Raw genomic sequence first — 22,194 nt, forward strand, 5'->3', positions numbered from 1 at the left:
ACATCGAAAGGCACGGACATGGCTGAGAACGCCCCCACCACCCCCGCTGCGCAGAACGTCCCCCAGTCGGCGTCGCGCGTGAACCGTCCCCTCGCCGCGCGCGGTCAGGAGACCCACACCGAGGGCAAGACCACGATCGCCGAGGGCGTCGTCGCCAAGGTCGCCGGCATCGCCGCCCGTGAGGTCAACGGCGTGTACGCGCTCGGCGGCGGCGGAGCCCGCGCGCTCGGCGCCATCCGCGACGCCATCAACGCCACTGACCTGACGCAGGGCGTCAAGGTCGAGGTGGGCGAGACCCAGGCCGCCGCCGATGTCACCATCGTCGTCGAGTACGGCGCCCCGATCCAGGAGGTCGCCGACCAGGTCCGCGGTCGCGTCGCAGGTGCGATCAGCCGTCTCGTCGGACTCGAGGTCGTCGAGGTCAACGTCGATGTGAACGACGTCCACATCCCGGGCGACGACAACAACGACGCCGAGTCCGAGAAGCGCGTCCAGTGAGCGCCACGACGAAGGGCGCTCTCGCCGGCCTCGTGCTGGCCCTCAGCGCTCTGATCTTCGGCTTCTGGGGATTCATCCTCGTCGCCCTGTTCATGGCGATCGGTGTGGTCGTCGCCCGCATCACCGCGGGTGAGATCGACTTCCGCAACGTCGTCAACGCCTTCAAGGGTCGGAGCACATCGTGACCACCGTCACCGCTTCCCCCGGGGTCGGCAGCCGCAGCGCGGTTGCCGGCCCCGGCCTCCCGGCCGGCCGGGTGAACATCGCCGACCGCGTGCTGCAGAAGACGGCCGAGCGCGCCGCCGCTGACATCATCGGGGTGGATGCCAAGGGCGTCCACGTCGAGATCGTCTCGGCCCGCGACACCGCCGCGGTGCGCGTGACGTCGCCGTTCCCGGTGCCGCGCCTCGACGACACCGCGGCCGTCCAGGCCGCCACCCCCGTGCTCGAAGCGGCCGCCGCCGCCCAGAGCGAACTGCGCACGCGCCTGTCGCGGCTGTTCGGCCGCGAGATCTCGCGCGTCGACCTGACCATCTCGGGCGCCACCGCCCCCCAGCGAAAGCGAGTGCTGTGATGACTGACGCCGTGCTCCGCACCGTCGTGCGTCGCGAGACGCACTCCCCGCGCACCGTGGCCATGCTCGTCGTGGTCGTGCTGCTCCTGCTCGTCCTGGCGTACGCCGCGGTCGAGATCATCCTCGCCCTCACCGGTGCCCAGCCGCTGCTGGTCTCGCCCGGCGAGGCGCTCAACGCCGTCGTCGCGGCCCCGACCGCTCTCATGCCGGTCGCCTTCATCGTCGGCGGCGTCGTGCTCGCGATCCTCGGACTCATCGTCCTCGTGATCGCCCTCAAGCCCGGGCGCCTGTCGCGTCACGAGATGGAGTGGGGCCAGCGTGCCGTCGTCGTCGACAACGGCGTCGTGGCATCCGCCCTGGCTCAGCACCTCAGCAACGAGTCCGGCATCGCCCGTGACGACATCGTCGTGGGCGTCGCCCACCGCGCCGTCGACGTGACGGTGCGGCCCCCGGTCGGCATCCCGGTCGACGAGGCGCAGCTGCGCCGGATCGTCGACGCCGAGGTCGCCGCCTACAAGCTCACCCCCGCCGTGCGCACGCACCTGCGCATCGAGCGTCCCGACACCAAGGAGTCCTGATGAACGCCACGCGTCGCGGTCTGAACCGTTTCATCCTCTTCCTGGTCGCCCTCGTGCTGCTCGGCCTGGGCGCTCTCGCGCTCGTCGTCGGACTGCTGCCCGGTGGCGCCGACACCTGGACCTCCGTCATGGGCGGATTCCAGGGCTGGCTCGAGTCGCTGGGTCGTGACTCGGCGGGCTGGGGTGCCGTCGCCGCCTTCGTGGTGCTCGCGATCATCCTCATCGTCATCGCATCCGCCGCCGTGCGCGGGCGCCGCCAGGCTGCGCTGCAGTCCACCGGCAGCGCGAACGACGCCGGTCGCATCACCGTCACCGACGGCTTCGCCTCCGAGGCGCTGAAGAACGCGCTCGCCGAGCGTGACGAGATCCTCTCCTCGCGCATCACCGCCGGCGAGATCAAGAACGAGTCGGTCCTGCACGTCGCGGTCACCCCGCGACAGAACACCTCGCCGCGCCAGGTGGCGGAGCACGTCGACACGCTCGTCACCAACCTCGCCGCCCTCACGGGCCAGAACCTGCGCGCGTACATCTCCATCCACTCGGGTCTGCGTGCGAAGCTCGCTCGCGACAACACCCGCGTGCACTGACACCCCACGAGGAGACGTCATGACCACCATCGATGCCACCATCGACCCGCCCGACCTGGATGCCGCGGCGAGCCTCGCCGCCACGGCTGCCGGCTCCGTGCCGGGCGTCCACGCCCTGGGCAGCCTGCTCGGCCGCGCGTCGGATGCCGTCCGTGAGCGCGTGGGCCTGGCCAGCACCGCTCCCGGCGTGAAGATCGACGCAGACCGCGCCGACTCGGTCACGGCGACGATCTCGCTGGTCGTCGACTATCCGCACAAGCTCCACGAGGTGTCGGACGCGGTGCGTACCGCCGTCCGCACGGCCCTCGAGCCGCTCGGACGCGGGCGCATCGACGTCGACGTGGTCGTGACCGGCGTCTTCGGCCCGTTCGACCGCGACGTCGTCGCCGAGGCGGAGGACAAGGCGGATGCCGCGACGGCCGCCGTGCGCGAGAAGGCCGAGGCGGCGGGCGACCGCGCCCGCGAGATCGCCGGTGAGGCGAAGAAAAGGGCGGATGCCGCGTCGGCCGCGGTGCGCGAGCAGACGGCCGACGCTGCCGCCGTCGTGCGCGAGAAGGCCGATGACGCAGCGAAGGCGCTCGGCGACGCGAAGGACGCCGCCTCCGACCTCGCCGCCGGAGCGGCTGCGGCGGCCGGGGAGTTTGCCCGTCAGAACGCCGAGGCGACGCGCCGTGAGCAGGCGGAGGCCGACATCGACGCCGCCGACCGCGTGACCGAGGGTCTCGAGCCGACCGACGAGGGCTCGGCCCTCGACACCACCGACCCCGCCGCTGAGGAAGAGCGCGCCGACGTGCGCGGTGACGAGGAGCGCGCCGACGTGCGCGACGTCGTCGCCGAGGCGCTCGAAGACGCCGCGGTCGACATCGCGATCGCGGCCGACGAGGTGCGCGGCGACGACGAGACGCCGGCCGTCGACGGCGTGCAGTCGGTCGTGGAGGACGAGCGACCGCGGAGCTGAGATCACAGACGTGAGAGGGCGCCCCGGCTGCGGCCGGGGCGCCCTCTCACGTGAGGCGGGGTTTACTGCGCCGTCGCGTTGTCGTACGCGCGCTGCGCGGCCTGCTGCGCGTCGGACAGGGCCTGCTCGGTCGTCTTGTCGCCCAGCAGAGCCGCGGTGATGGCGTTGTTCAGCTCGTTCTGGATGTCCTGGCCGGCGGGAGACGAACCGAACGACCGGCCGGAGCCGACGACGTCGTAGTAGGTGGAGATGACCTGATCGAACCCGCTGTCGCCGGTAGGCGTGACGTACTGCGACCGGATCTTCTCGTCGGCCTCGGGCGACCCGGTGAACAGGCCCGTGTTGAGTCCGCCCTTGCCCTCGATGGTCGTGGCGCGCGCGGCGCCGGCCGCCATCCACGCCTCGGTCGAGGTCAGATCGGTCATCCACGCGCACGCCGCGGCGGGGTTCTCCGCCCCCACGGGGATCACGAACGCGGTGCCGGAGGCGAGGGAGAACGGCTGGCCCTCGGCATCCCGGAAGGGGACCGCCTGCAGGGAGATCTGGTCGCGGTAGGCGCTCAGCACGTTCGGGTACCACTGGTTGGCGACCTGCGCGCCGACCTGGTTCGACACGAACTGGTTCGCGTCGCCGAAGGTGTCGAACGAGTCGGTGAAGCTCTTCACCGCGGCGTACCCGCCTTGCGCATCAGTGATCTTCTTCAGCGCGTCGATGCCCGCGGCGTTCGAGGGGTCGTCGAGGGTGGGCTTGCCGGTGTCGTCGGTGAGCTGGCCGCCCATGCCCAGCACCCAGAGGCCCCCCTGTCCGGTGGCGACGGGATCGAATCCGAGGCGGGTCGGGGTGCTGCCCGAGCCCTGATAGATCTTGCCGATCGCGGCGAGGAGGCCGTCCATGTCGGAGGTGTCGAAGGCGTCGGGGCTCACGCCCGCCTCGTTCAGCACGTTCATGTTCAGCAGGATCGCCGGCGGCTGGTAGAACTGCGACACCGCGTAGACGGCGTCCTCGTACGTGACGTCGTCGACGACGTTCTGGTACCACCGGTCGGTGGGGGTCACGCCCTTCGCCTCGAAGCACGCGTCGAGCGGCATCAGCAGTCCTTGAGCGGCGTAGGTCGTCACGTACCGGCGGTCCATCTGCACGACGTCGGGCACATTGCCACCGGCGATGCGGGTCGTGAACTTCTGCGCGTCGAAGGCCGTGGCATCCAGGGTCACCTGCACGTCGGGGAGCTGCTCAGCGGCGTAGTCGAGGCGCGACTGGCCCACGTCGTCGGCGTTCTCGAAGCCCCACGCCGCGAGGGTGCCGCTCGGCGTGGCGGAGAAGTCGACGTCGGCCGCCTGCTCGGCGGGATCGCCGCCGCCGCTGCAGGAGGCGAGGACGATGACGGATGCCGCGACGGCGGCGGCACCGGCGAGGGAGCGCTTGCGCATGGTGGGGGTCCTTTCGGAACGGGGGGAGAGGAGTCAGCCCTTACGGCCTTGGGTGGCGACGCCCTCGACGAAGTACCGCTGGCCGAAGGCGAAGATGATGAGCATCGGGAGGGTCACCAGGAGAGAGGCGACCATCACGTACTGGTAATCGCCCTGACCGCCCGCACTCGGGCTGTACTTCGTCATCGCGTAGGCGATGCCGAGCGGGGCGGTGAAGTCCTCGACGCTGCCGGCGTTGAGGTAGATGAGCGCCGCCTGCAGGTTGTTCCAACTGGCCTGGAACTCGAAGAGGAACACGATGATGAAGGAGGGGATCGACAGCGGCATCGCGATGCGCCAGAACAGTCCCCAGGCGCTGCAGCCGTCGAGCCGCGCCGCCTCGAACAGCTCGCGCGGCACGCCGAGGAAGAACTGCCGCTGCAGGAAGATGTAGAAGGCGCTGCCGAACAGGTTCATGCCCCACAGCGGCACCCACGTGCCGAGCAGGCCCGTCTCCTTCCAGATCAGGTAGATCGGGATCATCGTCACCGCGCCCGGCAGCATCATCGTCGCCAGCACGAGGCCGAACAGCAGTCCGCGGCCGGGGAAGCGGAAGTAGGCGAAGCCGAAGGCGACGATCGAGCTCATCACCGCCACGGTGGTGGCGGCGAGCAGGGCGATCGCGACGCTGTTGAACATCCAGTTCAGCAGCGGCAGCTGGTTCCACACCTCGGCGTAGTTGCCCGGCAGGAACGTCTTCGGGATGAGGGCGTTGTCGAACACCTCGCCACGCGGCTTGAGGCTCGCCGCGAGCAACCATGCGAAGGGATAGAGGAACAGCAGTGCGAACAGCACCAGCACCGACGCGAGCACGACGCGGCCGGCGAGGGTCTTCGGCTGGCTGAGCGCCCGGCGCCAGCGTCTGCGGGGCGGGACGACGAGTTCCGGACGCGCCTGCGCGACCCCGGGCGTCTGCAGGGTCGTGGCCATCAGCGGTCCCCCTCGTAATAGACGAAGCGGTTGCCCAGGCGCACCTGCACGAGCGTGATGAGCAGGATGATCACGAACAGCAGCCATGCCATCGCGGCGGCGAAGCCGAAATTGAACTGGCGGAACGCCTGCTGGAAGAGGTAGATCGCGTAGAACAGGGATGCCTCGGGAGAGGCGTTGCTCTGATCGCGCCAGAACAGCAGATACGCCTGGTCGAACACCTGGAACGCCGCGATCGTCAGCACGATGACGTTGAAGAACATCGCGCCCGAGATCATCGGCAGGGTGATCGAGAAGAACCGGCGGATCGGCCCGGCGCCGTCGATCTGCGCGACCTCGTACAGGTCGACGGGCACGTTCTTGATCGCCGCGAGGAAGATCACCATTGTGCCGCTGACGGTCCACAGCGCCATGATGACGATGCTCGGCTTGACCCATGCGGGGTCGACGAGCCATTGCGGACCCTGGATGCCGACGGCCCCGAGCGCCTGATTGATCGCCCCCGAGTTGCCGTTGAGCAGCAGGAAGAACACCGCCGCCGTCGCCACGGCCGGCGTCATCTTCGGCAGGTAGTAAAGCGTGCGGAAGATGCCGGCGCCGCGACCGACGCGGCTCAGCAGCAGCGCGAGGAAGAGCGCGAAGGCGATCTCGAGCGGCACCGCCATGACGGCATAGAACAGGGTGTTGCCGAGGGACACGGCCACCCGCGGGTCTTCGAAGAGCTGGGCGTAGTTGGTGGCCCCGACCGGCCGGGCGGCGCCGGTGGCGAGGTTGTAGCTCGAGAACGAGATGACGAGGCTGTAGATCATCGCGCCTGCCGTGAAGACGAGGAATCCGATGATCCACGGCGAGATGAACAGGTAGCCCGCGATCGCTTCACGGCGGTTGTATTTGACCCTCTGTCGAGGAGGTCGGCGGTGCTTTCCGGCGGTGTCGCTCTCGGTGGCAGGGGTGGAGGAGACGGTCACCGGCAGGACCGGTCGGCGGCGGAGGACCCGGGGATGATGTCGCGCATTGTCTTCTCCTTTCGCGCGCCGTCTCGGCATCGAGAAGCGCTTCGCCAGGGTCGAGAAGTGCTCCGAGAAGGTCCAGGGCGTTGCCAAGACGTCGGCGACGTGCGATAAGCGGTCGCTCTGGTCGCCGCGTGTCGGCATCCGCCGCGAGATCGCACGCCGACCGGCGCCAAGGGCGAGCGTGATCCCCGCGGATCGTGCGATCTAACCGGGGCGTCGCGCGGGGCGGACCGCAGCGCCGTCAGAGCGCGTGTAGATACCGCCGGGTCATCCACACCTGCACGAGGCGACCGACCGGCGCACCGACCCGCGTGAACCAGCGCCCCGGGCGCGAGAACGCGGCGATGTCGAACACCACCTCGCCCGACGGCCGCAGCGTGAGTGTGAACCGTTCCTCCCCGCGCTCAGGGTGCCCCGGCAGCGTGCCGTAGGCGAATCCCGCGACGGTGTCGGTGCGTTCGGCCCACACCACGAGGCACGGGATGCGGAAGCTCAGGATGCCGACCCCCAGGCGCATCGTCACGCGGGTGCCCTCGCGCATCGGGGTCTCGCTCAGCACCACGCGCGCTCCCGCCCGGCGCTGCGCCTCGCCCGCGAGGAGGGCATCGGCGGCGCGCGCGAAGACGTCCGGACCGCGGCCGATCACCCGGTGGGCGCGTACGTGGTGGTAGCCCGCGGGCATCTCGCCGGCGGTCGCGCCGACCTCCGTGTAGGTCAGGCCGTCCATGCGCACACGGTAGCGGGGTGCGGCGGCCGGACGACCCGGGTTGCGGTCAGCGCCGGCCTCCCGCGCCGGCGCCGGGCCTCGAAGCCTACGCTGAGCACATGCCCCTCCTCCTTCCCGGATCCGCCGCGTGATCGACGTCGCCGAGCACCTCGCGACGATCCTCGAGACGGTGCGGCCCCTCGACGCCGAACCGCGCGACGTCGCCGCCGCGCGCGGCCGGGTGCTCCGGCATCCGGTCACGGCCGCGGTCGACGTGCCGGGTTTCGACTCCTCCGCGATGGACGGCTTCGCCGTGCGCGACCTCGACGTGCCGGCGACCCTGCGCGTGATCGCCGACCTTCCCGCCGGCACCGACCTCGACCCGCGGATGGATGCCGGCGACGCCGCTCGCATCATGACCGGGGCGCCCGTGCCCACCGACGCCACCGCCGTCGTCCCGTTCGAAGACACCGCGCGCGGCCTCGATGGGGGCCTCGAACCCGTCGACGTCGTCGTCGCCCCGCGGGCACCGGGCACGCACATCCGCCGCCGCGGCTCGGACGTGCGGGCGGGCGAACTGGTCGTCGAGGCCGGCGTGCGCCTGACCGCGGCGCGGATCGGCGCGATCGCGGCATCCGGTGTCGGGGTCGTCGAGGTCTCGCGCGCCGCCCGCGTGGCCGTGGTGTCGACCGGGTCGGAGCTCGTCGCGCCCGGCGCCGAACTGCGTCGAGGGCGGATCCCGGAGTCGAACAGCGTGCTGCTCGCCGGCCTTGCCGAAGAGGCCGGGGCCGAGGTCGTGCTGCGCACGAGCGTCGACGACTCCGGCGACGGCCCGCGCCGCGCGATCGCCGCCGCCGAGGCCGCCGGCGCCGACGTCGTCGTCTTCTCGGGCGGCGTGAGCGCGGGCGCGTACGAGGTCGTGAAGAACACCCTCGGCGACCTCATGCGGTTCGACCGCGTGCGCATGCAGCCGGGCAAGCCGCAGGGCTTCGGGCGCTCCCCGGGCGGCCTGCTGCTCTTCGGGCTCCCCGGCAATCCGGTGAGCGCCGCGGTGTCGTTCGAGCTGTTCGTGCGCCCGGCGCTACGCGCCCTCGAGGGCGACGTCGAGCCGAGCCGTGCGCGGGTGCGGATCGCGCTCGCCGCCGGGTGGCGGGCCCGGGCCGACAAGACGCAATACGTCCCCGTGACGATCGACCGCAGCGATCCCGCGCGATGGTGGGCGACGCCCACGGCCCGCGGCACCCGGGGATTCGGCACCGCCGAGGGGCTCGCGGTGATCCCGCCGACCACGGCCGATCTCGTCGCGGGCGATACGGTGTCGGTGGCCCTGTGGTGAGCGTCGACGCGATCCTGCTCGCCGGCGGTCGCGGCTCGCGGGTCGGAGGTGCGGTGAAGCCGCTCTTCGAGGTCGGGGGCTCGACGCTGCTCGCTGCCGCGGTCGCCGCGGTGCGAGCCGGCGGCGCGCGGCGCATCGTCGTCGTCGCGCCGGTGCTCGACGCCTCCCTCGACGTGGAGTGGGTGCGCGAGGACCCGCCCTTCGGTGGCCCGGTCGCCGCCGCCGTCGCGGCGCTGGACACGGTGGATGCCGACGAGGTCTACGTCATCGCCTGCGACCTCGCCGCACCGGCTGCGGCCGTCGAGCGGCTCGCCGCCCCGCTGCCGCCCGGGGCCGACGGGGCGTGCCTCGACGACGGCCGACGCCAGTGGCTCCTCGGCCGCTATCGCACCGCGGCGCTGCGGGCCGCGGCATCCGCTCTTCCCGATGCGGGGCGCGACGCCTCGATGCGCGCGTTGCTCGAGGGGCTGGCGATCGCATGTATCCCGGCCCCCGCGAGCGAGACGCACGACATCGACACGTGGGACGATCTCCGCAGAGCCCGAGGAGGAGCCATGACCGAGAACCGCACCCTGCCGCCCGAGGCGCTGAACGACTGGAGCGCCGCGCTCGCCGAACGCTTCGGCCTGGCCGACGGCGACATCCCCGTCCCGCTCATCCTCGACCTCGCTCGCGACGTCGCGAACGGCGTCGCCCGCCCCGCCGCTCCGCTCAGCGCCTTCGTGGCCGGACTCGTCGCGGGCCGCGCCGGCGGGACGCCCGCCGACACCGCGGACGCCGTCGCCGCCGTCGTCGAGATGGCGCGCGAGTGGGAGAGTCGCTGATCCTCGATGCCGGAGTGGCTCGCCGTCGTCCTCGGTGTGCTCGCCGGGCTCGTCATCGTGTGGCTGGCCCTCGTGGCGGTGCTGTGGGTGCAGCAGAAGCGGTCGGGAGGGGCGGTCGAGTGGCGCGCCGTGCTGCGTCTGGCGCCCGACGTGGTGCGACTGATCCGCCGGGTGGCGGCTGACCCGACGGTGCCGCGGGCGACGCGATGGTGGCTGGGCGGACTGCTGGTGTATCTGCTGCTGCCGATCGACCTCATCCCCGACTTCCTGCCGGTGATCGGCTATGCCGACGACGCGATCGTGGTCGTGATCGCGCTGCGCTTCGCGATCCGGCACGCGGGGATGCCGGCGATCGAGCGGCACTGGCCGGGGACGCCGGAGGGGCTGCGAAGCGTGCTGACGCTGGTCGGCGCCGCGCGGTGAGGGTCAGGCAGCCGTCAGGACGTCGACGGCATAGTCGTGCGCGATCGCGGCGAGACGCGAGTCGTTCGTCCACAGGTGCGAACACCCCGCGTGCTGGGCGATGGCGAGGTGCAGAGCGTCCGCCGTCCGCAGACCCGGGTTCCTCGCCCGCAGGCGCGCCGCGCTCAGATAGGCGTCGGGCCCGGCCGACAACATCTCGAAGCGCTCGAAGATGCTCCACATCCGCAGCTGCGGCTCGGCGTACCCGTCGCGCATCGGACCGACCATGGCTTCGAGCATGACGAGCGGACTCGCGGCCAGGGCGGAGTCCGTTTCGGCCAGCGCCTGGCGGGCCCGGTCGCCGAGCTCGTCGTCGCGCTCGACCGCATAGATCACCAGGCAACTGTCGACGTAGATCACGCTCCGGCGACCCGGTTCTCGGCGATGATCTCCTCGATCTGCTCGATGGGGCGCGTCAGCTCGGGCGTCAGCGGATTCTCTCGCAGCCATTCCGCGAACGCGTTCCGAGGCGGTTCGCTTGCGTCGAACGGAACGATCCGCGCGACGGGAACCCCCCGTCGCGCGATGGTGATCTCCACCCCCGACTCGACCTCGGCGATCAGCCGCGACAGGTTGTTGCGCGCCTCCAAGACGTTGTACATCATGGCGGCATCCTAGCCATCCACCTGGCTAGTTCGGCTTCACCGCCCCACGTATTCGCCCCTCGGGCGAAGCCGCATCGCGGGCTCGGCGTACTCCGCGGCGATGTGCGCGATCCACCCCGCGAGTCGGCCGACGACGAAGATCGTGCTCGCGGCGTCCTCGGGCAGACGGGCGGCGGATGCCAGCGCGGCCAACGCCAGATCCACGTTGGGCCGGAGGCGCGCCCGCGCGGCGACGACCTCCGAGAGCCGGTGCACGGCATTCATCGTCCCGGCCCCGTCGGGGAGAGCGGCGATGAACGGGAAGAGGGCGTCGGCGCGGTCGTCGACGTCGCGGTAGAGCGGGTGGCCGAAGCCCGGGATGCCGTTGCCGTCCTGCAGCGCCTCGGCCAGGGCCCGCTCGGGGTCGAGGCCTCGGCGCACGCGCGTGAGCAGCCGTGCCGTGCGCGTCGCGGCGGAGATGTGCAGGGGCGAATCCGCCGCGCCGAGGGCGGCGCTGACGGCGGCGTATCCGTCGGCGCGCGCCGACGCGGCCACGCGGGCGGCGAAGGTCGAGACCGCGAGGTCATGATCGATGAGCAGCACGAGAGCCGCATTGACGGCGGGTCCGATGGATGCCGGGGCGTTCCACGCCCGGGCCAGAGACAGCGCGATGTCGTGGTCGGGGTCCCCGCCGAGGGCGACCGGGAGACCGGTGAGCAGCGCCCACCCGATGCGGTGCAGCGTGGCCGGCGAGGCGTCGTGGCGCAGGGGATCGTCGGCGGCGAAGCCGGTGAGGGCGGCGCGCAGACGGTCCATGGCGCCGGCGTGCGGCGGCAGCGCCGCCACCATCTCGCGCGCGCTCCCGATGGCGGGGTCGGGGGCATCGACGCGCTCGGCATCCCAGAGCCACGCGACGACCTCGGCGAGCGGGCGGTCCACGAGATCGCGGGCGCGGCGACCGCGGTAGAGCAGCTCGTCGTCCTCGATGTCGGCGATGTCGGTGTGCACGACCCCCAGCGGCATGCCGGTGGTGGGGTGCGAGGGCGCCTGTGCGGCGGCGCGTCGCCTCCCGGTCGCGAAGGCCTCGACCTCGAGGGCGTCGAAGGTGGATCCGCGCGCGTCGCGCTCGCGGCCGAGCAGCCCGCGCGAGACGTAGGCGTACACCGTCTCGGGCTTGACGCCGAGTCGGGCGGCGGCTTGGGCGGCGGTGAGGCGGGGGAGGGGCGCTGGCATCTTGATCCGATCAACGTTGATGCTGTCGACGTCATGTTCGCACACTGAGCGCATGAGCGATCTGATCGAGGTGCCCCGCGGACTCAACGGCGTCGTGGCGGCCGAGACGGCCATCAGCGACGTCGACGGCGCGGCCGGCTTCTACCAGTACCGCGGCCACTCCGCGGTCGACCTGGCCCGCACCCGCACCTTCGAGGACGTCTGGCACCTCCTCGTCGTCGGCGGGCTGCCCGATGACCCGGGCGCCTTCGCCGAGCGGATCGCCTCGGCGCAGGCGGACGACCGGATGCCGCCTCTGATCGCCGCCGTGCGAAAGCACAGCGACCACCCGCTCGCGGTGCTCCGCGCGGTGTGGACGCTGGCGGCATCCCTCCGCCGCTCCCCGGCGCTCTACGACCTCGACGAGTCCGGGAGGCTCGACGAGGCGATCGCGTTCGCCGCGATGGCGCCGCTCGCACTCGCTCCGGCTGCGGAACGGATGCCGGCGGGCCGCGGCCTCGTGGCCGGCTACCTCGAGCGTGTGTCCGGCGTCGTCCCCGACGACGTGCACGTGCGCGCCCTGTCGGCGTACCTCGTCGCGGCGATGGACCACGGCTTCAACGCCTCGACGTTCACGGCTCGGGTCGTCGCGTCGACGGGTGCCGACATGGCATCCTGTCTCACCGCTGCGCTCGGGGCGCTGTCGGGACCGCTGCACGGGGGAGCTCCGGCGCGCGCCCTCGACAGCCTCGACGCCGCGGGCGCCGACCCCGGCGCGTGGATCGCGGGGGAGTTGTCGGCCGGACGACGGCTCATGGGCTTCGGGCACGCGGTGTATCGCACGGCGGATCCGCGGTCGGAGCTCCTGCGCGAGGTCGCGCGCGGCCTCGGCGGCGACCGGGTGCAGCAGGCGCTGGCGTTCCAGACGGAGGCGGAGCGGCAGCTCGCCGCGCGGCATCCGGAGCGGCCCCTTCGGGCGAACGTCGAGTTCTTCGCCGCCGTCGTGATGGAGCAGTGCGGCATCCCCCGTGAGATGTTCACGCCGACCTTCGCCCTCGCCCGGACGATCGGCTGGACGGCGCACGTGCTCGAACAGGCGCGCGACCCGAAGATCATCCGGCCCTCCGCGCGGTACGTGGGGCCCTCGTCGATGGGCTGAGGCGGGGCCCACGGTCCCCCGGACGATCGGTCGGATGCCGCGGACGAACGGCCCGGCGCGAACCACGACCGCCCGCGAGCATCGGAGGATGACCACCACCGCTCCCGTTCCCACGCCCGTCGCCGGGCCGTCCACGATGCGTTACGGCGGACTGATCGTCGTCATGCTGCTGAGCTTCCTGCTCGTCACCGCCGAGTTCCTCCCCAACGGCGTGCTCACCGAGATGGCCGCCTCGCTCGGCGTCACCGCGGGTCAGGCCGGGCAGACGGTCACCGTCACCGCGCTCGCCGGGCTCCTGTTCGCCCCCACCGTGGGGCTGCTGCTGCCGCGTCTCGACCGACGCACGCTGCTGGTCGGCGCGGCCGCCTCGGCCACCGTCTCGAGCCTGGTCGTGGCGATCGCGCCGAGCCTGCCCGCGATCCTCGTCGCTCGTTTCCTGCTGGGAGCCGCGATCAGCGCGTTCTGGTCGATGTCGATCACGGTCGCCGCGCGCCTGTCGAGCCCCGACCGCATCGGCCGGGCCATGATGTTCGGCTCCGCCGGCCTCTCCCTGGCCACGGTCGCGGGCGTCCCGATCGGGGTGGCCCTGAGCGAGGCGCTCGACTGGCGCCTGGCCTTCCTCCTCGTCGCCGTCGCGACCGCGTCCGTGGGCGTCGCGGTGCGCGTGGCGCTGCCCCCGGTGCCGCCGGCCGCGGCGTCGAGTCTCGGCATCCTGTTCGACACCCTCCGGCGCCCGGGCAACATGGGCGGCATGGCCGGGCACGTGCTCGTCGTGCTGGGGCACTTCGTCGCGTACACCTACGTGCGTCTGTCGCTCGAGCGCATCCCCGACGTCGACGCGGGCACGATCGTGCTGCTGCTCGCCCTCTTCGGCGTGGGCGGATTCGTCGGCAACATCCTCGTCGGCCTCGTCGTCGACCGCGCCTTCGCGCGTCTCGCCGTCGTCGGACCCCTCGCCATCGCCCTCGCGATCGCGGCCGTCATGCTGATGCCCGGGTCGCTCGCGGTCGTCGCGATCGCCGTCGCGGTCTGGGGCTTCTTCTTCTCGTCGTGGCTGATCATCGTCAACACGTGGGTCGGCCACCGCATGCCCGACCGCCTCGAGGCCGGCGGGAGCCTCGTCGTCACGGGGTTCCAGCTCGCGATCACCATCGCTGCAGGTGTGGGCGGCATCCTCGTCGACGCGACGAGTGTGCAGACGGTGGATGCCATCGGCATCGCGCTCCTCGCCATCGGCGCGGTGCTCTTCGGAGTGTCGGTGCGCGAGCGGCGGTCCGCGCGGCCCTGAGTCGCGGTGGAGCCGAGACCGCGGGGCGGGCTGCTCGGGGTGTGGGGCGCTGACCTTCGTGTTCGGGGCGGGACGCTCGGGGGTCGGGGTGCATTCCTTCGGGGTTGGGGCGGGCCTCGCGGGTTTGGGCGCATCCCCCCCCGTTCGGGGCGGCATTCTTCCGCCCCGAACGTCGGATCGCGCCCCGAACGCCGGGCACCGGGACCGCGCCCCGAACGCCGGGCACCGGGACCGCGCCCCTGAACCCGGACCCGCGACCCCGCCGGGTCAGACCGCGAGCTCGCGCCGACCCGCCCGCCACGCCGACGGCGCGACGCCGACGTGGCGACGGAACGCCCGTCGGAAGCCTTCGTCGGAGGCGTAGCCCAGGGCGCGGGAGGTCTCGGAGACGCCCGTTCCGGCATCCAGCAGGTCTTTCGCACGCCGCATGCGCACCTCGGTCACGTACGACGCGGGCGAGGTGCCGAACACCTGCCGGAACCGCGCCGCGAACACCGACCGCGACATGGCGCCCAGGGCCGCGAGTTGGTCGATGCTCCACTCGCGCCCGGGGTCGTCGATCACCGCCGAGACCACCCGCGCGAGGAAGGGGTCGTCGGTGCGGGGCGGCCAGGTCTGCTCGTGCGCGGTCGCCGCCCACGCGCGCAGTGCCGACAGCAGCACCGTCGTGACCATGAGCTTGCAGATCGTGCCGTCGCCGCCGCGCGGGCTCTCGACCTCGGGTGCCGGGATGCCGAGGTGCGCGGCCAGCCCCGCGGCGGCGGGCTCTGCTCGCGCGAAGTCGCTGACGAACACGACGGGCGGCAGTGCGCGGGTGTCGCTGGTGGGGGTGAGGGCGAGCGGCACGACGGTGACCTCGGCGCCGGACTGCGACGTCAGGGTGAGGGCGTGGCATCCGAGCGAGACGACGGCGTCACCCGCGAGGAGCGTGCGGTCGCCCGCGATCGCCGCCGCGGCGCCGGACGGAGCGTCGACCGCGCACGCCGATCGTTGCGAGGCGCGGCCCGTGAGCTCCCCGCCGAGGAGGTAGACCAGCGCCGCGTCACCGCGGGCCAGGGTGAGTCGATCCCCGGCCGCGAGGCGTTGGCGCCAGGCGTGGCCGGGCGAGACGTCGATGCGCGAGAAGGCGCGCTCGAGGGCGTGCGACGGCGTCATGTCACGGTCGAACCCGACCCGAGGCCCGGGTATTCCTCGGTCACGCCCACCTCACCCGACTGGCACCACGGAGCCGCCTGGCCGAGGATGGAGGCATGCGATCCCCCCGCCCGCTGCTTCTCGCCGCGCTCGTCGGAGCCAGCCTCGTCCTCTCCGCCTGCACCGGCCCGACGGCATCCGAGCCCGCTCCCGACGACGGCGCTCCGACCGCCGCGGCCGCCGCGAGCCCCGTGGCCACGGCGTCGGCGTCGCCCGATACCGGGCCGGTCGAGGCCTTCCGGTCGTGGTGGAGCGCTGTGCGTGCGGCCGACACCGTCGCGGCGTGCGGCGCCCTGACCGCCCCCCTGCAGCAGCGCATGATACAGGAGTACAACGACGCGCTCGGCGCCGGCATCACCGACTGCACCACGTTGGTCACCCAGACCTCGGCGATGTATGCCGCGACCGGAATGTCAGCGGACGTCGAGGTGCAGGTCGTCTCCCAGACGGCGTCCGAGGCGGTCCTCGACGTGGCCTACGACAGCGGCGACTGCGGGACGGTGCACCTGGATCGCTCGAGCGGAGCATGGATGTTGACCGAGCTCAGCCGGGAGTGCGCCGGCTGACGCGTCAGGTCAGCAGTTCGCTGAAGAATCCGATCGAGATCGAGAGCAGGCCCGCCGCGACCCCGGCGATGAAGCCGGCAGCGGCGAGTTCGCGCGCCATGCGCGCGTTGAGGCTCAGGATGCCGCACACGAACGACACCACGGCGAGAACCCACATGCCGATCTGGATCCACGGCAGCTGGTCGATCTCGGCGACCGTGCGCGCCGTCGCGATGAACAGGTACCAGGCGATGACGATCACCCCCGTGACGATCGCGATGATCGAGACGGCCCTCAGGTCGCCCTTCGGGGTCGGGGGAGCGGGCGGCTCCTCGCGTGGCGGGACGCCGGTCGCCGGTTCGAGCGAATCGGGGAGATCCTCGTCTGCCATGCGTCGATCCTCCCAGGTCGGAAGCGTTATCGGCGTGCCTTGACCGGGCGGTGGTCCATCTGCGAGATCGGTGGCCCCCTCCGGTAGTGCGTGCCGACCGAGGGCGCTGGAGCGTCGCTGCCGGCATTCCGTCGATCGACTTCTCGCCGAGGGACGCCGAGGGGGAGGCCCAGCAGTGACGCGGCGCGCTCAGGCCCGGGCGACCTCGACGCCGGAAGCGACGATGGCGTCGGCCGCGTTGTCGGGCAAGCCGGCGTCGGTGATCACCTCGGCCACCTCGCTGAGGCGAAGCGCCCGGTACTTCGCGAAGCGCCCGTATTTGGAGCTGTCGGCAATGAGGACGGCACGTTCGGCGGCCTCCACGGCGGCGCGTTTGGCTTCGATCTTCGCCTCGACCGGTGTCGTCACGCCGTGAGCGAGGTCCCACGAACTCGAGGAGATGAAGGCCAGGTCGAGGGAGAGCTCGGCGAGGGTCAGGCGCGTCAGTCGGCCGATGGTGGAGAGGTTGGTGCGGTCCACCCGCCCGCCGACCGAGATGAGGTCGGCGGAGGGGTGATCGAGGAAGGTCTGCACGGTGGCGATGTCGTTGGTCACGACGGTGAGATCTCGCACGTGCTCGAGGAACGGCCGCATCGCCTGCGCGGTGGTACCCGCATCGAGGTAAATGGTCATGGTGTCGCGGACGCGAGTGGCTGCGAGTCGGGCGATGGCCGTCTTCTCGGCGATCTCGGTCGTCGCCTTCTCGGCACGCGATGGTTCGAGCACAAGGCGGCTGACCAGCTTCGCCCCACCGGTCGTCGCCTGCACGAGTCCCTGTTCCTCGAGCACGGCGATGTCCCGGCGCACCGTCATCTGGCTCACGCCCGCGAGGTCGCTCAGCTGGCGGAAGCTCAGGACGCGCTCGCGATGCAGGGCCTGAACGATCCTCTCCCGACGCTGATCGGGGATCATCGGGGCGGGTTCGGTCATCCTCGTCCTTCGGTCCCGCTCAGCTTACTGAAGCGATCTCTGTCCACGGAGTGCCCCAGCGGGTCGTGATCTCGGCTACCTGCTCCGGCGCGATGAGGCGGCGCTGTCGGCCGTCGGTGAGGAGGGTGATGCGGCACGCCTCCTCGAGCTCGATCGTGCTGTCGACCGCTGTCGCGGCATCCGTCCCGCTCACGACGGCGCCGTGGTTGGCGAGCAGCGCAGCGCGGAAGAGGAGGGGGCAGTCCGTGATGAGGTCACCCATCGCCCGGTCGCCCGGGGCCACGAAGTCGAGCAACGGCACCTGCCCCACGCGCATGAGCGAGTACGGCGTCAGTGGGGGCACGGCGGTGTGAGGCGCCCAGGGTTCGAGGCAGGAGACGGCCACCGTCGAGGGGGAATGCACGTGCACAACGGCACGGTGCTCGGGGTTGCGGGCGAACATGGCCACGTGCAGGGGAACCTCTTTGGAGGGTCGGGCGCCGCTGACGATCGCACCGTCGAGGGTGAGGATCGCGATGTCGTCGGGGGTCAGCGACCCCAGGCGGGTTCCGGTGCCCGACATGAGCAGTCGATCGCCGTCGCGCACGCTGACATTTCCTGTCGTACCGGGGCTGAGCCCCGCGTCGACCAGGGCACGGCCCGCGGCGATGAGGTCGTCGAGGGCGCTCATGCGATGGCCTCCCAGGCAGTGGTGAACAGGTCGGTGCGACCGAAGTTGCCGCTCTTGAGGACGAGGGCGACGGTGTTTCCGGATGCCGTCTCGCCGGCGCTCCAGCACACTCCGGGCGCGAGCTGGGGGCCGATCTCGAGGGTCGAGACGCCCAACGCCTGCACGACGGCGCCGCTGGTCTCCCCTCCCGCGACGATGACCCGGTGGACGTCGCCCGTCGAGACCAGCTCGGCGACGACCGCCGAGAGCACGTGTTCGACGGCATCCGCGGTCGCGTAGGCATCGCGGCGGACGTCGGCGAGCTCGGTGACCGACGAGATCAGCGGGAGGGCGGACGGCGGCAGGCTGCGCATCCACGCGGCCAGGGCCGCGATCTCGTCGGCGGGAGCGGATGCTGCAGCGTCCAGATCGACCCGTCGCGCGACGGCGCCGCGCGCGACGGCGTCGGCGATCTGCGCGCGCGTCGCCGCGGAGGCGGAGCCGCAGACCACGAGCCGGCCCGGTCCCACGGCGGGGAACGCTGCGACCGCCGCGTCGGCGGGGGCGTCCAGGTGCGCGGCGAGGGCCGCGCCTCCCGACAGCACGCGCAGGTGGCGAGACGCCGCGGCGATCACGGCGAGGTCGCCGTCGGTCTCGGCATCCACGATCAGGTATCCCGGGGGAGCCTCGTCGATCGCGGCGCGCAGGGCCACGGCTCCGGCACGCACGACGTCGAGCGTGATCTCGAATACCTCCGCGTCGGTCTGCGGGGCGAGGATGTTTCGCAGTCGTGACTTCGTCATCGGCGTCAACGGGTGGTGGCGCATCGAGGAGTGCTCGAGCAGTGTTCCGTTGACGGACAGACTCCCGTCGCGCACGGTACGTCCGTTCGCGGGGAAGGAGGGGACGACGATGGTGCGGTCGGCGCCTGCCATCGAGATCACCGCATCGAGCACGGGGCCGATGTTCCCTTCGTCGGTGGAATCGAAGGTGGAGCAGTACTTCACGTAGAGGCGTTCGGCTCCCGCGGCGGTGAGGCGCCGACCGGCGTCGAGCGAGTCGGCCACCGCCTGGGCGACGGGGGCGGTGCGCGATTTCAGGGCGACGACCACGGCATCGTGATCGGTGGGGACGTCGTTGTCGCCGATGACGACCGCCGTGCGCAGCCCCCGCTCCCGCAGAGCGGTGGCGAGGTCGGTCGCGCCGGTGAAGTCGTCAGCGATGGCGCCGAAGTGCATGGGGAACCTTTTCATCGAGGGTGGGCCGCAACCGCGGCCCCCTCCAGTGTATGTGAATATTTGAGAAGATACTTTGACAAATTGTTAGACGGCGTTACAGTTGCGGAGCACCCGGTGCGTTCCCGACGCGCCCCACGACTTTCGACGACGTAAGAGGAACAACGGTGATCCACAGCTCGGCACAGCGCCGTCCGGCCCCCATCCGCATCGCGGTGACCGGCGCGAACGGAGGGTACGGTCGCACGCTGCTGGACCAGCTTCGACGGCTCCCCGACATGGCGGCCGTGCAGCTCGTCGACCCCGACATCGACGGCGTTCGTCACCTGCTCGCCGGCCTGGGCATCGCGGACGTCGACATCGTCGCGGTGACGGACGCCGCGGAGGCCGCTGCCGCGGTCGACGCCGGTCGCACCGCCGTCGTCGCCGTCGCCGCGCACGTCGCCTGGTCTCACGTCGACGTGCTCGTCGAGGCGACCGGCCGCATCGACGCCGGCTTCTCGTACGCCGACACCGCACTCGACAACGGCGCGCACGTCGTCATGGTCAGCAAAGAGGTCGAGACGATCGCGGGCGTCGCCCTCAGCGCCAAGGCGCGCGAGCGCGGGCTGCGCTACCTCCCCGGGGACGGCGACCAGCCCGCGAACCTGCTGCGCCTGGTCGACTGGGTGCGCGCGACGGGTTTCGACATCGTGGCCCTCGGGAAGTCGGGTGAGTACGACCTCGTCTTCGACCCCCGGACCGGGATCGTCGATCAAAACGGTGTGGAGCAGCACGCTCCCGCATTGGCCGGTCTGCTCGGCCGCGGTGACGATCTGCGCACCACTCTCGCCGCCCGCGCCGAGGCGGTGGCGGGGCTCAAGCGCGCGGCTGCAGCCGACTCCTGCGAGATGAACGTGGTGTCGCTGTACACCGGGGCGACCGCCGACGTCGAGACCATGCACTACCCCGTGGCGCGGCCTGACGAGCTCGCCGACGTCTACGCCGAGCGCGCCGACGGCGGCATCCTGAGCACCACCGGCGCGATCGATGTCTTCTCGATGCTGCGGCTGCCCGGCGAGGCGAGCTTCGCCGGCGGAGTCTTCACAATCGTCCGCACCGGCGACGACGTCACCTGGGAGATCCTCCGCGGCAAGGGCCACGTCGTGAGCCGCGACGGACGCTACGCCTGCATCTACTGGCCGTACCACTTCATGGGCATCGAGACACCGCTCACCATCGCCGCCGCCGTCGACGACACCGCCGGGACCCCCGAGCCGCGACAGCACACGGTGCTCGCCGCCCGCGTGTCCGCCCCCCTCGCAGCCGGAACGCCGTTCCGCGTCGAGGGACACCACCACGAGATCTCCGGTGTCGCCCCCGTGATCGTCGCGCCCGACGCCGGGGAGATCGCCCCGTACTACCTCCTCTCGGGCGCGCGCCTGAGCCGTGACGTCGCTGCCGGGGAGCTCGTGCGCTTCGCCGACCTCGACGGTGTGCACGAGCCCGCGGCATCCGCCTACCTCTCCGGCCTCGCGCTCGGAATCTGACCCCCATCCTCGACCACCAGGAGATCGACGACGATGCACCGTGACCTGACCATCCCCCTCGCTCCGCGCGAGGTGACTTCGTGAACGTGGAGATCATCGCCCTCATCGTGCTCGTCGCGGTCTTCGCCATCTCGGCGATCCGCAACGTGCACATGGGCGCCCTCGCCCTCGTGGCGGCCTGCGTCATCGGCGTACTCCTCGTCGGGGAGTCGCTCGACGACGTGCTCGGCGGCTTCCCCGTCGATGCCCTGCTCATCTTGCTCGGCATCACCTACCTGTTCGGCATCGCCCGCGCCGTCGGCACGATCGACTGGCTGGTCGACAAGTCGGTGCGCCTCATCGGCGACCGCGTCGCCCTCATCCCCTGGGCGATGTTCGCCGTCGGCACGCTCGTGGCCTGCCTCGGCACCTCGCACGCGGCTTTCACCCTCGTGCCCATCGCGATGAGCCTCGCGCACAAGCACCGCATCCACTCCACGATGATGGGCATCGCAATGAGCTCGGCGATCGTCGGCGGAGCCCTCGCCCCCACGAGCATCGTGGGTATCACCGTGCTCACGGTCGCGACCTCGGCCGGCATCCCCTACAACGCCGCTCTCATGTTCGGCCTCTCAGTCGGCATCAACACCGTGATCGTCGCCGTCGCCTTCTTCATGTTCGGTGGACGCGAGCTCATCGCCCGCGGTCGCGCCGCTAAGTCGGCATCCGGTGACCTCGGTACCAGGGCGACCGACGGCGTCGCGGGCACCGGCTTCGGCACGCGCCCCCGCGGCGGCGGCACGGCCCTGCTCGAACAGACCGTGACGCAGAAACTCACCGGCTACCAGCTGATGACGCTGATCTCGATCCCCGTGCTCGTCATCGCCTTCTTCACCCTCACGCTGAACGACATCGACCTCAACCTCGGCGCCGTCGCGCTGACCCTTGCCGTGCTGCTCGCCTTCATGAACCCGAAGGCCGGTCGAGAGGGCCTCGCGAAGGTCGACTGGAACACGATCCTGCTGCTCGGCGGCATCATCACCTACGTCGGTGTGCTGACCCGTCTCGGCGCGATCGATCAGCTCGGCGAGTTCGCGCGATCGGTGAACGAGCCGCTCATCGCCGCGCTGGTGCTGTGCATCATCGCCGGTCTCGTCTCGGCCTTCGCCTCGACGATCGGCATCATCGGCGCGCTGGTTCCGCTCGCCGTTCCGCTGCTGCTGCCCGGCGGGGGCCTCGAGATGACCGGCTTCATCTATGCGCTCGCCATCTCGGCCTCGCTGGTCGACTGCGCGCCGTTCGGCACGACGGGGGCCACGATCGTCGCCTCGGCGCATGAGAGCGAACGGTCGCGCCTGTACAAGCACCTCACCATCTGGGGCCTGTCGATGGTCGTGATCGGACCCGTCATCACCATCGCGCTCTTCGTGTTGCCGTTCCTCGGCTGAACGATCCTCCGGGGAAGGGGCCCGGCCACCTCGCGGTGGTCCGGGCCCCTTCCCGTCGCACCCGACGTAGGCTCCTC

26 protein-coding genes are annotated in these 22,194 nt (G+C 71.5%); 14 read left to right on the top strand and 12 right to left on the bottom strand.

What is annotated here, in order from left to right:
• The first annotated feature begins 18 nt into the window (after positions 1-18).
• The 6 genes from ACFZA2_RS07405 to ACFZA2_RS07430 are packed head-to-tail and all read left to right on the top strand — an operon-like array spanning position 19 to position 3,195.
• Entirely contained in the window at positions 19-498 is a 480-nt protein-coding gene (locus tag ACFZA2_RS07405; RefSeq protein WP_391402656.1) for an Asp23/Gls24 family envelope stress response protein, read from the top strand.
• A complete protein-coding gene (locus tag ACFZA2_RS07410) occupies positions 495-683 on the top strand; it encodes a DUF2273 domain-containing protein (RefSeq protein ID WP_076673182.1) in 189 nt (62 codons plus the stop codon). The genes ACFZA2_RS07405 and ACFZA2_RS07410 overlap by 4 nt, the downstream gene beginning before the upstream one ends.
• Positions 680-1,072: a hypothetical protein gene (locus ACFZA2_RS07415; protein ID WP_298870280.1), complete on the top strand. Its 393-nt coding sequence runs from the start codon at positions 680-682 to the stop codon at positions 1,070-1,072. Before ACFZA2_RS07410 ends, ACFZA2_RS07415 begins: the two co-directional genes overlap by 4 nt.
• Positions 1,072-1,650, top strand: coding sequence for a DNA/RNA endonuclease G (locus ACFZA2_RS07420; RefSeq protein ID WP_391402661.1), 579 nt, complete (start codon positions 1,072-1,074; stop codon positions 1,648-1,650). Before ACFZA2_RS07415 ends, ACFZA2_RS07420 begins: the two co-directional genes overlap by 1 nt.
• Positions 1,650-2,237, top strand: a complete 588-nt coding sequence (locus ACFZA2_RS07425; RefSeq protein WP_391402664.1) for a hypothetical protein — start codon at positions 1,650-1,652, stop codon at positions 2,235-2,237. The genes ACFZA2_RS07420 and ACFZA2_RS07425 overlap by 1 nt, the downstream gene beginning before the upstream one ends.
• Before the next feature lie 19 nt (positions 2,238-2,256).
• Positions 2,257-3,195 (top strand): Asp23/Gls24 family envelope stress response protein, encoded by a 939-nt coding sequence (locus ACFZA2_RS07430; RefSeq protein WP_391402665.1) that lies wholly within the window; start codon positions 2,257-2,259, stop codon positions 3,193-3,195.
• Positions 3,196-3,257: 62 nt separating this feature from the next.
• Here ACFZA2_RS07430 and ACFZA2_RS07435 read toward each other — a convergent pair whose 3' ends face one another.
• The 4 genes from ACFZA2_RS07435 to ACFZA2_RS07450 all read right to left on the bottom strand — a co-directional run bounded on the left by ACFZA2_RS07435 (position 3,258) and on the right by ACFZA2_RS07450 (position 7,334).
• Entirely contained in the window at positions 3,258-4,625 is a 1,368-nt protein-coding gene (locus ACFZA2_RS07435; RefSeq protein ID WP_391402668.1) for an ABC transporter substrate-binding protein, read from the bottom strand.
• A 33-nt stretch (positions 4,626-4,658) separates the two neighbouring features.
• Complete coding sequence (locus ACFZA2_RS07440; protein WP_391402671.1) at positions 4,659-5,594, bottom strand: carbohydrate ABC transporter permease; 936 nt, start codon at positions 5,592-5,594, stop codon at positions 4,659-4,661.
• Positions 5,594-6,562, bottom strand: coding sequence for a carbohydrate ABC transporter permease (locus tag ACFZA2_RS07445; protein ID WP_391402674.1), 969 nt, complete (start codon positions 6,560-6,562; stop codon positions 5,594-5,596). The genes ACFZA2_RS07440 and ACFZA2_RS07445 overlap by 1 nt, the downstream gene beginning before the upstream one ends.
• 286 nt (positions 6,563-6,848) lie before the next feature.
• The gene (locus ACFZA2_RS07450; RefSeq protein WP_391402678.1) at positions 6,849-7,334 is read right to left on the bottom strand and encodes a DUF1990 family protein; all 486 of its coding nucleotides are present in this window, start codon (positions 7,332-7,334) and stop codon (positions 6,849-6,851) included.
• Between the two features lie 127 nt (positions 7,335-7,461).
• Between ACFZA2_RS07450 and glp the strand changes: the two genes are divergently transcribed.
• The 3 genes from glp to ACFZA2_RS07465 are packed head-to-tail and all read left to right on the top strand — an operon-like array spanning position 7,462 to position 9,896.
• Positions 7,462-8,649, top strand: a complete 1,188-nt coding sequence (glp, locus tag ACFZA2_RS07455) for a gephyrin-like molybdotransferase Glp (RefSeq protein ID WP_391402681.1) — start codon at positions 7,462-7,464, stop codon at positions 8,647-8,649.
• Positions 8,643-9,473 (top strand): NTP transferase domain-containing protein, encoded by an 831-nt coding sequence (locus tag ACFZA2_RS07460; protein ID WP_391402684.1) that lies wholly within the window; start codon positions 8,643-8,645, stop codon positions 9,471-9,473. Before glp ends, ACFZA2_RS07460 begins: the two co-directional genes overlap by 7 nt.
• A gap of 6 nt (positions 9,474-9,479) precedes the next feature.
• Positions 9,480-9,896 (top strand): YkvA family protein, encoded by a 417-nt coding sequence (locus tag ACFZA2_RS07465; RefSeq protein WP_391402687.1) that lies wholly within the window; start codon positions 9,480-9,482, stop codon positions 9,894-9,896.
• Positions 9,897-9,899: 3 nt separating this feature from the next.
• On the opposite strand, the gene ACFZA2_RS07470 is transcribed toward ACFZA2_RS07465, so the two are convergent.
• Genes ACFZA2_RS07470 through ACFZA2_RS07480 form a run of 3 tightly spaced genes read right to left on the bottom strand, consistent with a single transcriptional unit; the run spans position 9,900 to position 11,752 of the window.
• Positions 9,900-10,385: a type II toxin-antitoxin system VapC family toxin gene (locus tag ACFZA2_RS07470; RefSeq protein WP_391402690.1), complete on the bottom strand. Its 486-nt coding sequence runs from the start codon at positions 10,383-10,385 to the stop codon at positions 9,900-9,902.
• Entirely contained in the window at positions 10,292-10,540 is a 249-nt protein-coding gene (locus tag ACFZA2_RS07475) for a type II toxin-antitoxin system Phd/YefM family antitoxin (protein ID WP_391402693.1), read from the bottom strand. The genes ACFZA2_RS07470 and ACFZA2_RS07475 overlap by 94 nt, the downstream gene beginning before the upstream one ends.
• A gap of 36 nt (positions 10,541-10,576) precedes the next feature.
• Positions 10,577-11,752, bottom strand: coding sequence for a citrate synthase (locus ACFZA2_RS07480; RefSeq protein ID WP_391402696.1), 1,176 nt, complete (start codon positions 11,750-11,752; stop codon positions 10,577-10,579).
• A gap of 52 nt (positions 11,753-11,804) precedes the next feature.
• Between ACFZA2_RS07480 and ACFZA2_RS07485 the strand changes: the two genes are divergently transcribed.
• A complete protein-coding gene (locus ACFZA2_RS07485) occupies positions 11,805-12,890 on the top strand; it encodes a citrate/2-methylcitrate synthase (protein WP_391402699.1) in 1,086 nt (361 codons plus the stop codon).
• A gap of 88 nt (positions 12,891-12,978) precedes the next feature.
• On the top strand, positions 12,979-14,178 hold the full coding sequence (locus ACFZA2_RS07490) for an MFS transporter (protein WP_391402703.1): 1,200 nt from the start codon (positions 12,979-12,981) through the stop codon (positions 14,176-14,178).
• 267 nt (positions 14,179-14,445) lie between these two features.
• On the opposite strand, the gene ACFZA2_RS07495 is transcribed toward ACFZA2_RS07490, so the two are convergent.
• Positions 14,446-15,333: a helix-turn-helix transcriptional regulator gene (locus tag ACFZA2_RS07495; protein ID WP_391402706.1), complete on the bottom strand. Its 888-nt coding sequence runs from the start codon at positions 15,331-15,333 to the stop codon at positions 14,446-14,448.
• Between the two features lie 95 nt (positions 15,334-15,428).
• Here ACFZA2_RS07495 and ACFZA2_RS07500 point away from each other — a divergent pair, with 95 nt between their 5' ends.
• On the top strand, positions 15,429-15,938 hold the full coding sequence (locus ACFZA2_RS07500; protein ID WP_391402709.1) for a hypothetical protein: 510 nt from the start codon (positions 15,429-15,431) through the stop codon (positions 15,936-15,938).
• A 4-nt stretch (positions 15,939-15,942) separates the two neighbouring features.
• Here the strand turns inward: ACFZA2_RS07500 and ACFZA2_RS07505 are convergent, their stop codons facing one another.
• The 4 genes from ACFZA2_RS07505 to otnK all read right to left on the bottom strand — a co-directional run bounded on the left by ACFZA2_RS07505 (position 15,943) and on the right by otnK (position 19,164).
• Positions 15,943-16,308, bottom strand: coding sequence for a hypothetical protein (locus tag ACFZA2_RS07505; protein ID WP_391402711.1), 366 nt, complete (start codon positions 16,306-16,308; stop codon positions 15,943-15,945).
• Between the two features lie 189 nt (positions 16,309-16,497).
• Positions 16,498-17,277: a DeoR/GlpR family DNA-binding transcription regulator gene (locus tag ACFZA2_RS07510; protein WP_391402714.1), complete on the bottom strand. Its 780-nt coding sequence runs from the start codon at positions 17,275-17,277 to the stop codon at positions 16,498-16,500.
• Between the two features lie 19 nt (positions 17,278-17,296).
• Positions 17,297-17,947, bottom strand: coding sequence for a class II aldolase/adducin family protein (locus ACFZA2_RS07515; RefSeq protein WP_391402717.1), 651 nt, complete (start codon positions 17,945-17,947; stop codon positions 17,297-17,299).
• Entirely contained in the window at positions 17,944-19,164 is a 1,221-nt protein-coding gene (gene otnK, locus ACFZA2_RS07520) for a 3-oxo-tetronate kinase (protein ID WP_391402720.1), read from the bottom strand. The genes ACFZA2_RS07515 and otnK overlap by 4 nt, the downstream gene beginning before the upstream one ends.
• A 164-nt stretch (positions 19,165-19,328) precedes the next feature.
• Here otnK and ACFZA2_RS07525 point away from each other — a divergent pair, with 164 nt between their 5' ends.
• Both ACFZA2_RS07525 and ACFZA2_RS07530 read left to right on the top strand, forming a co-directional pair.
• Entirely contained in the window at positions 19,329-20,690 is a 1,362-nt protein-coding gene (locus ACFZA2_RS07525; protein ID WP_391402723.1) for a homoserine dehydrogenase, read from the top strand.
• A gap of 80 nt (positions 20,691-20,770) precedes the next feature.
• Positions 20,771-22,117, top strand: a complete 1,347-nt coding sequence (locus ACFZA2_RS07530; protein WP_391402726.1) for an SLC13 family permease — start codon at positions 20,771-20,773, stop codon at positions 22,115-22,117.
• The last annotated feature ends 77 nt before the right edge of the window (positions 22,118-22,194 follow it).

This window comes from Microbacterium sp. NPDC007973 (assembly GCF_042958465.1).
Lineage (GTDB): Bacteria > Actinomycetota > Actinomycetes > Actinomycetales > Microbacteriaceae > Microbacterium > Microbacterium galbum.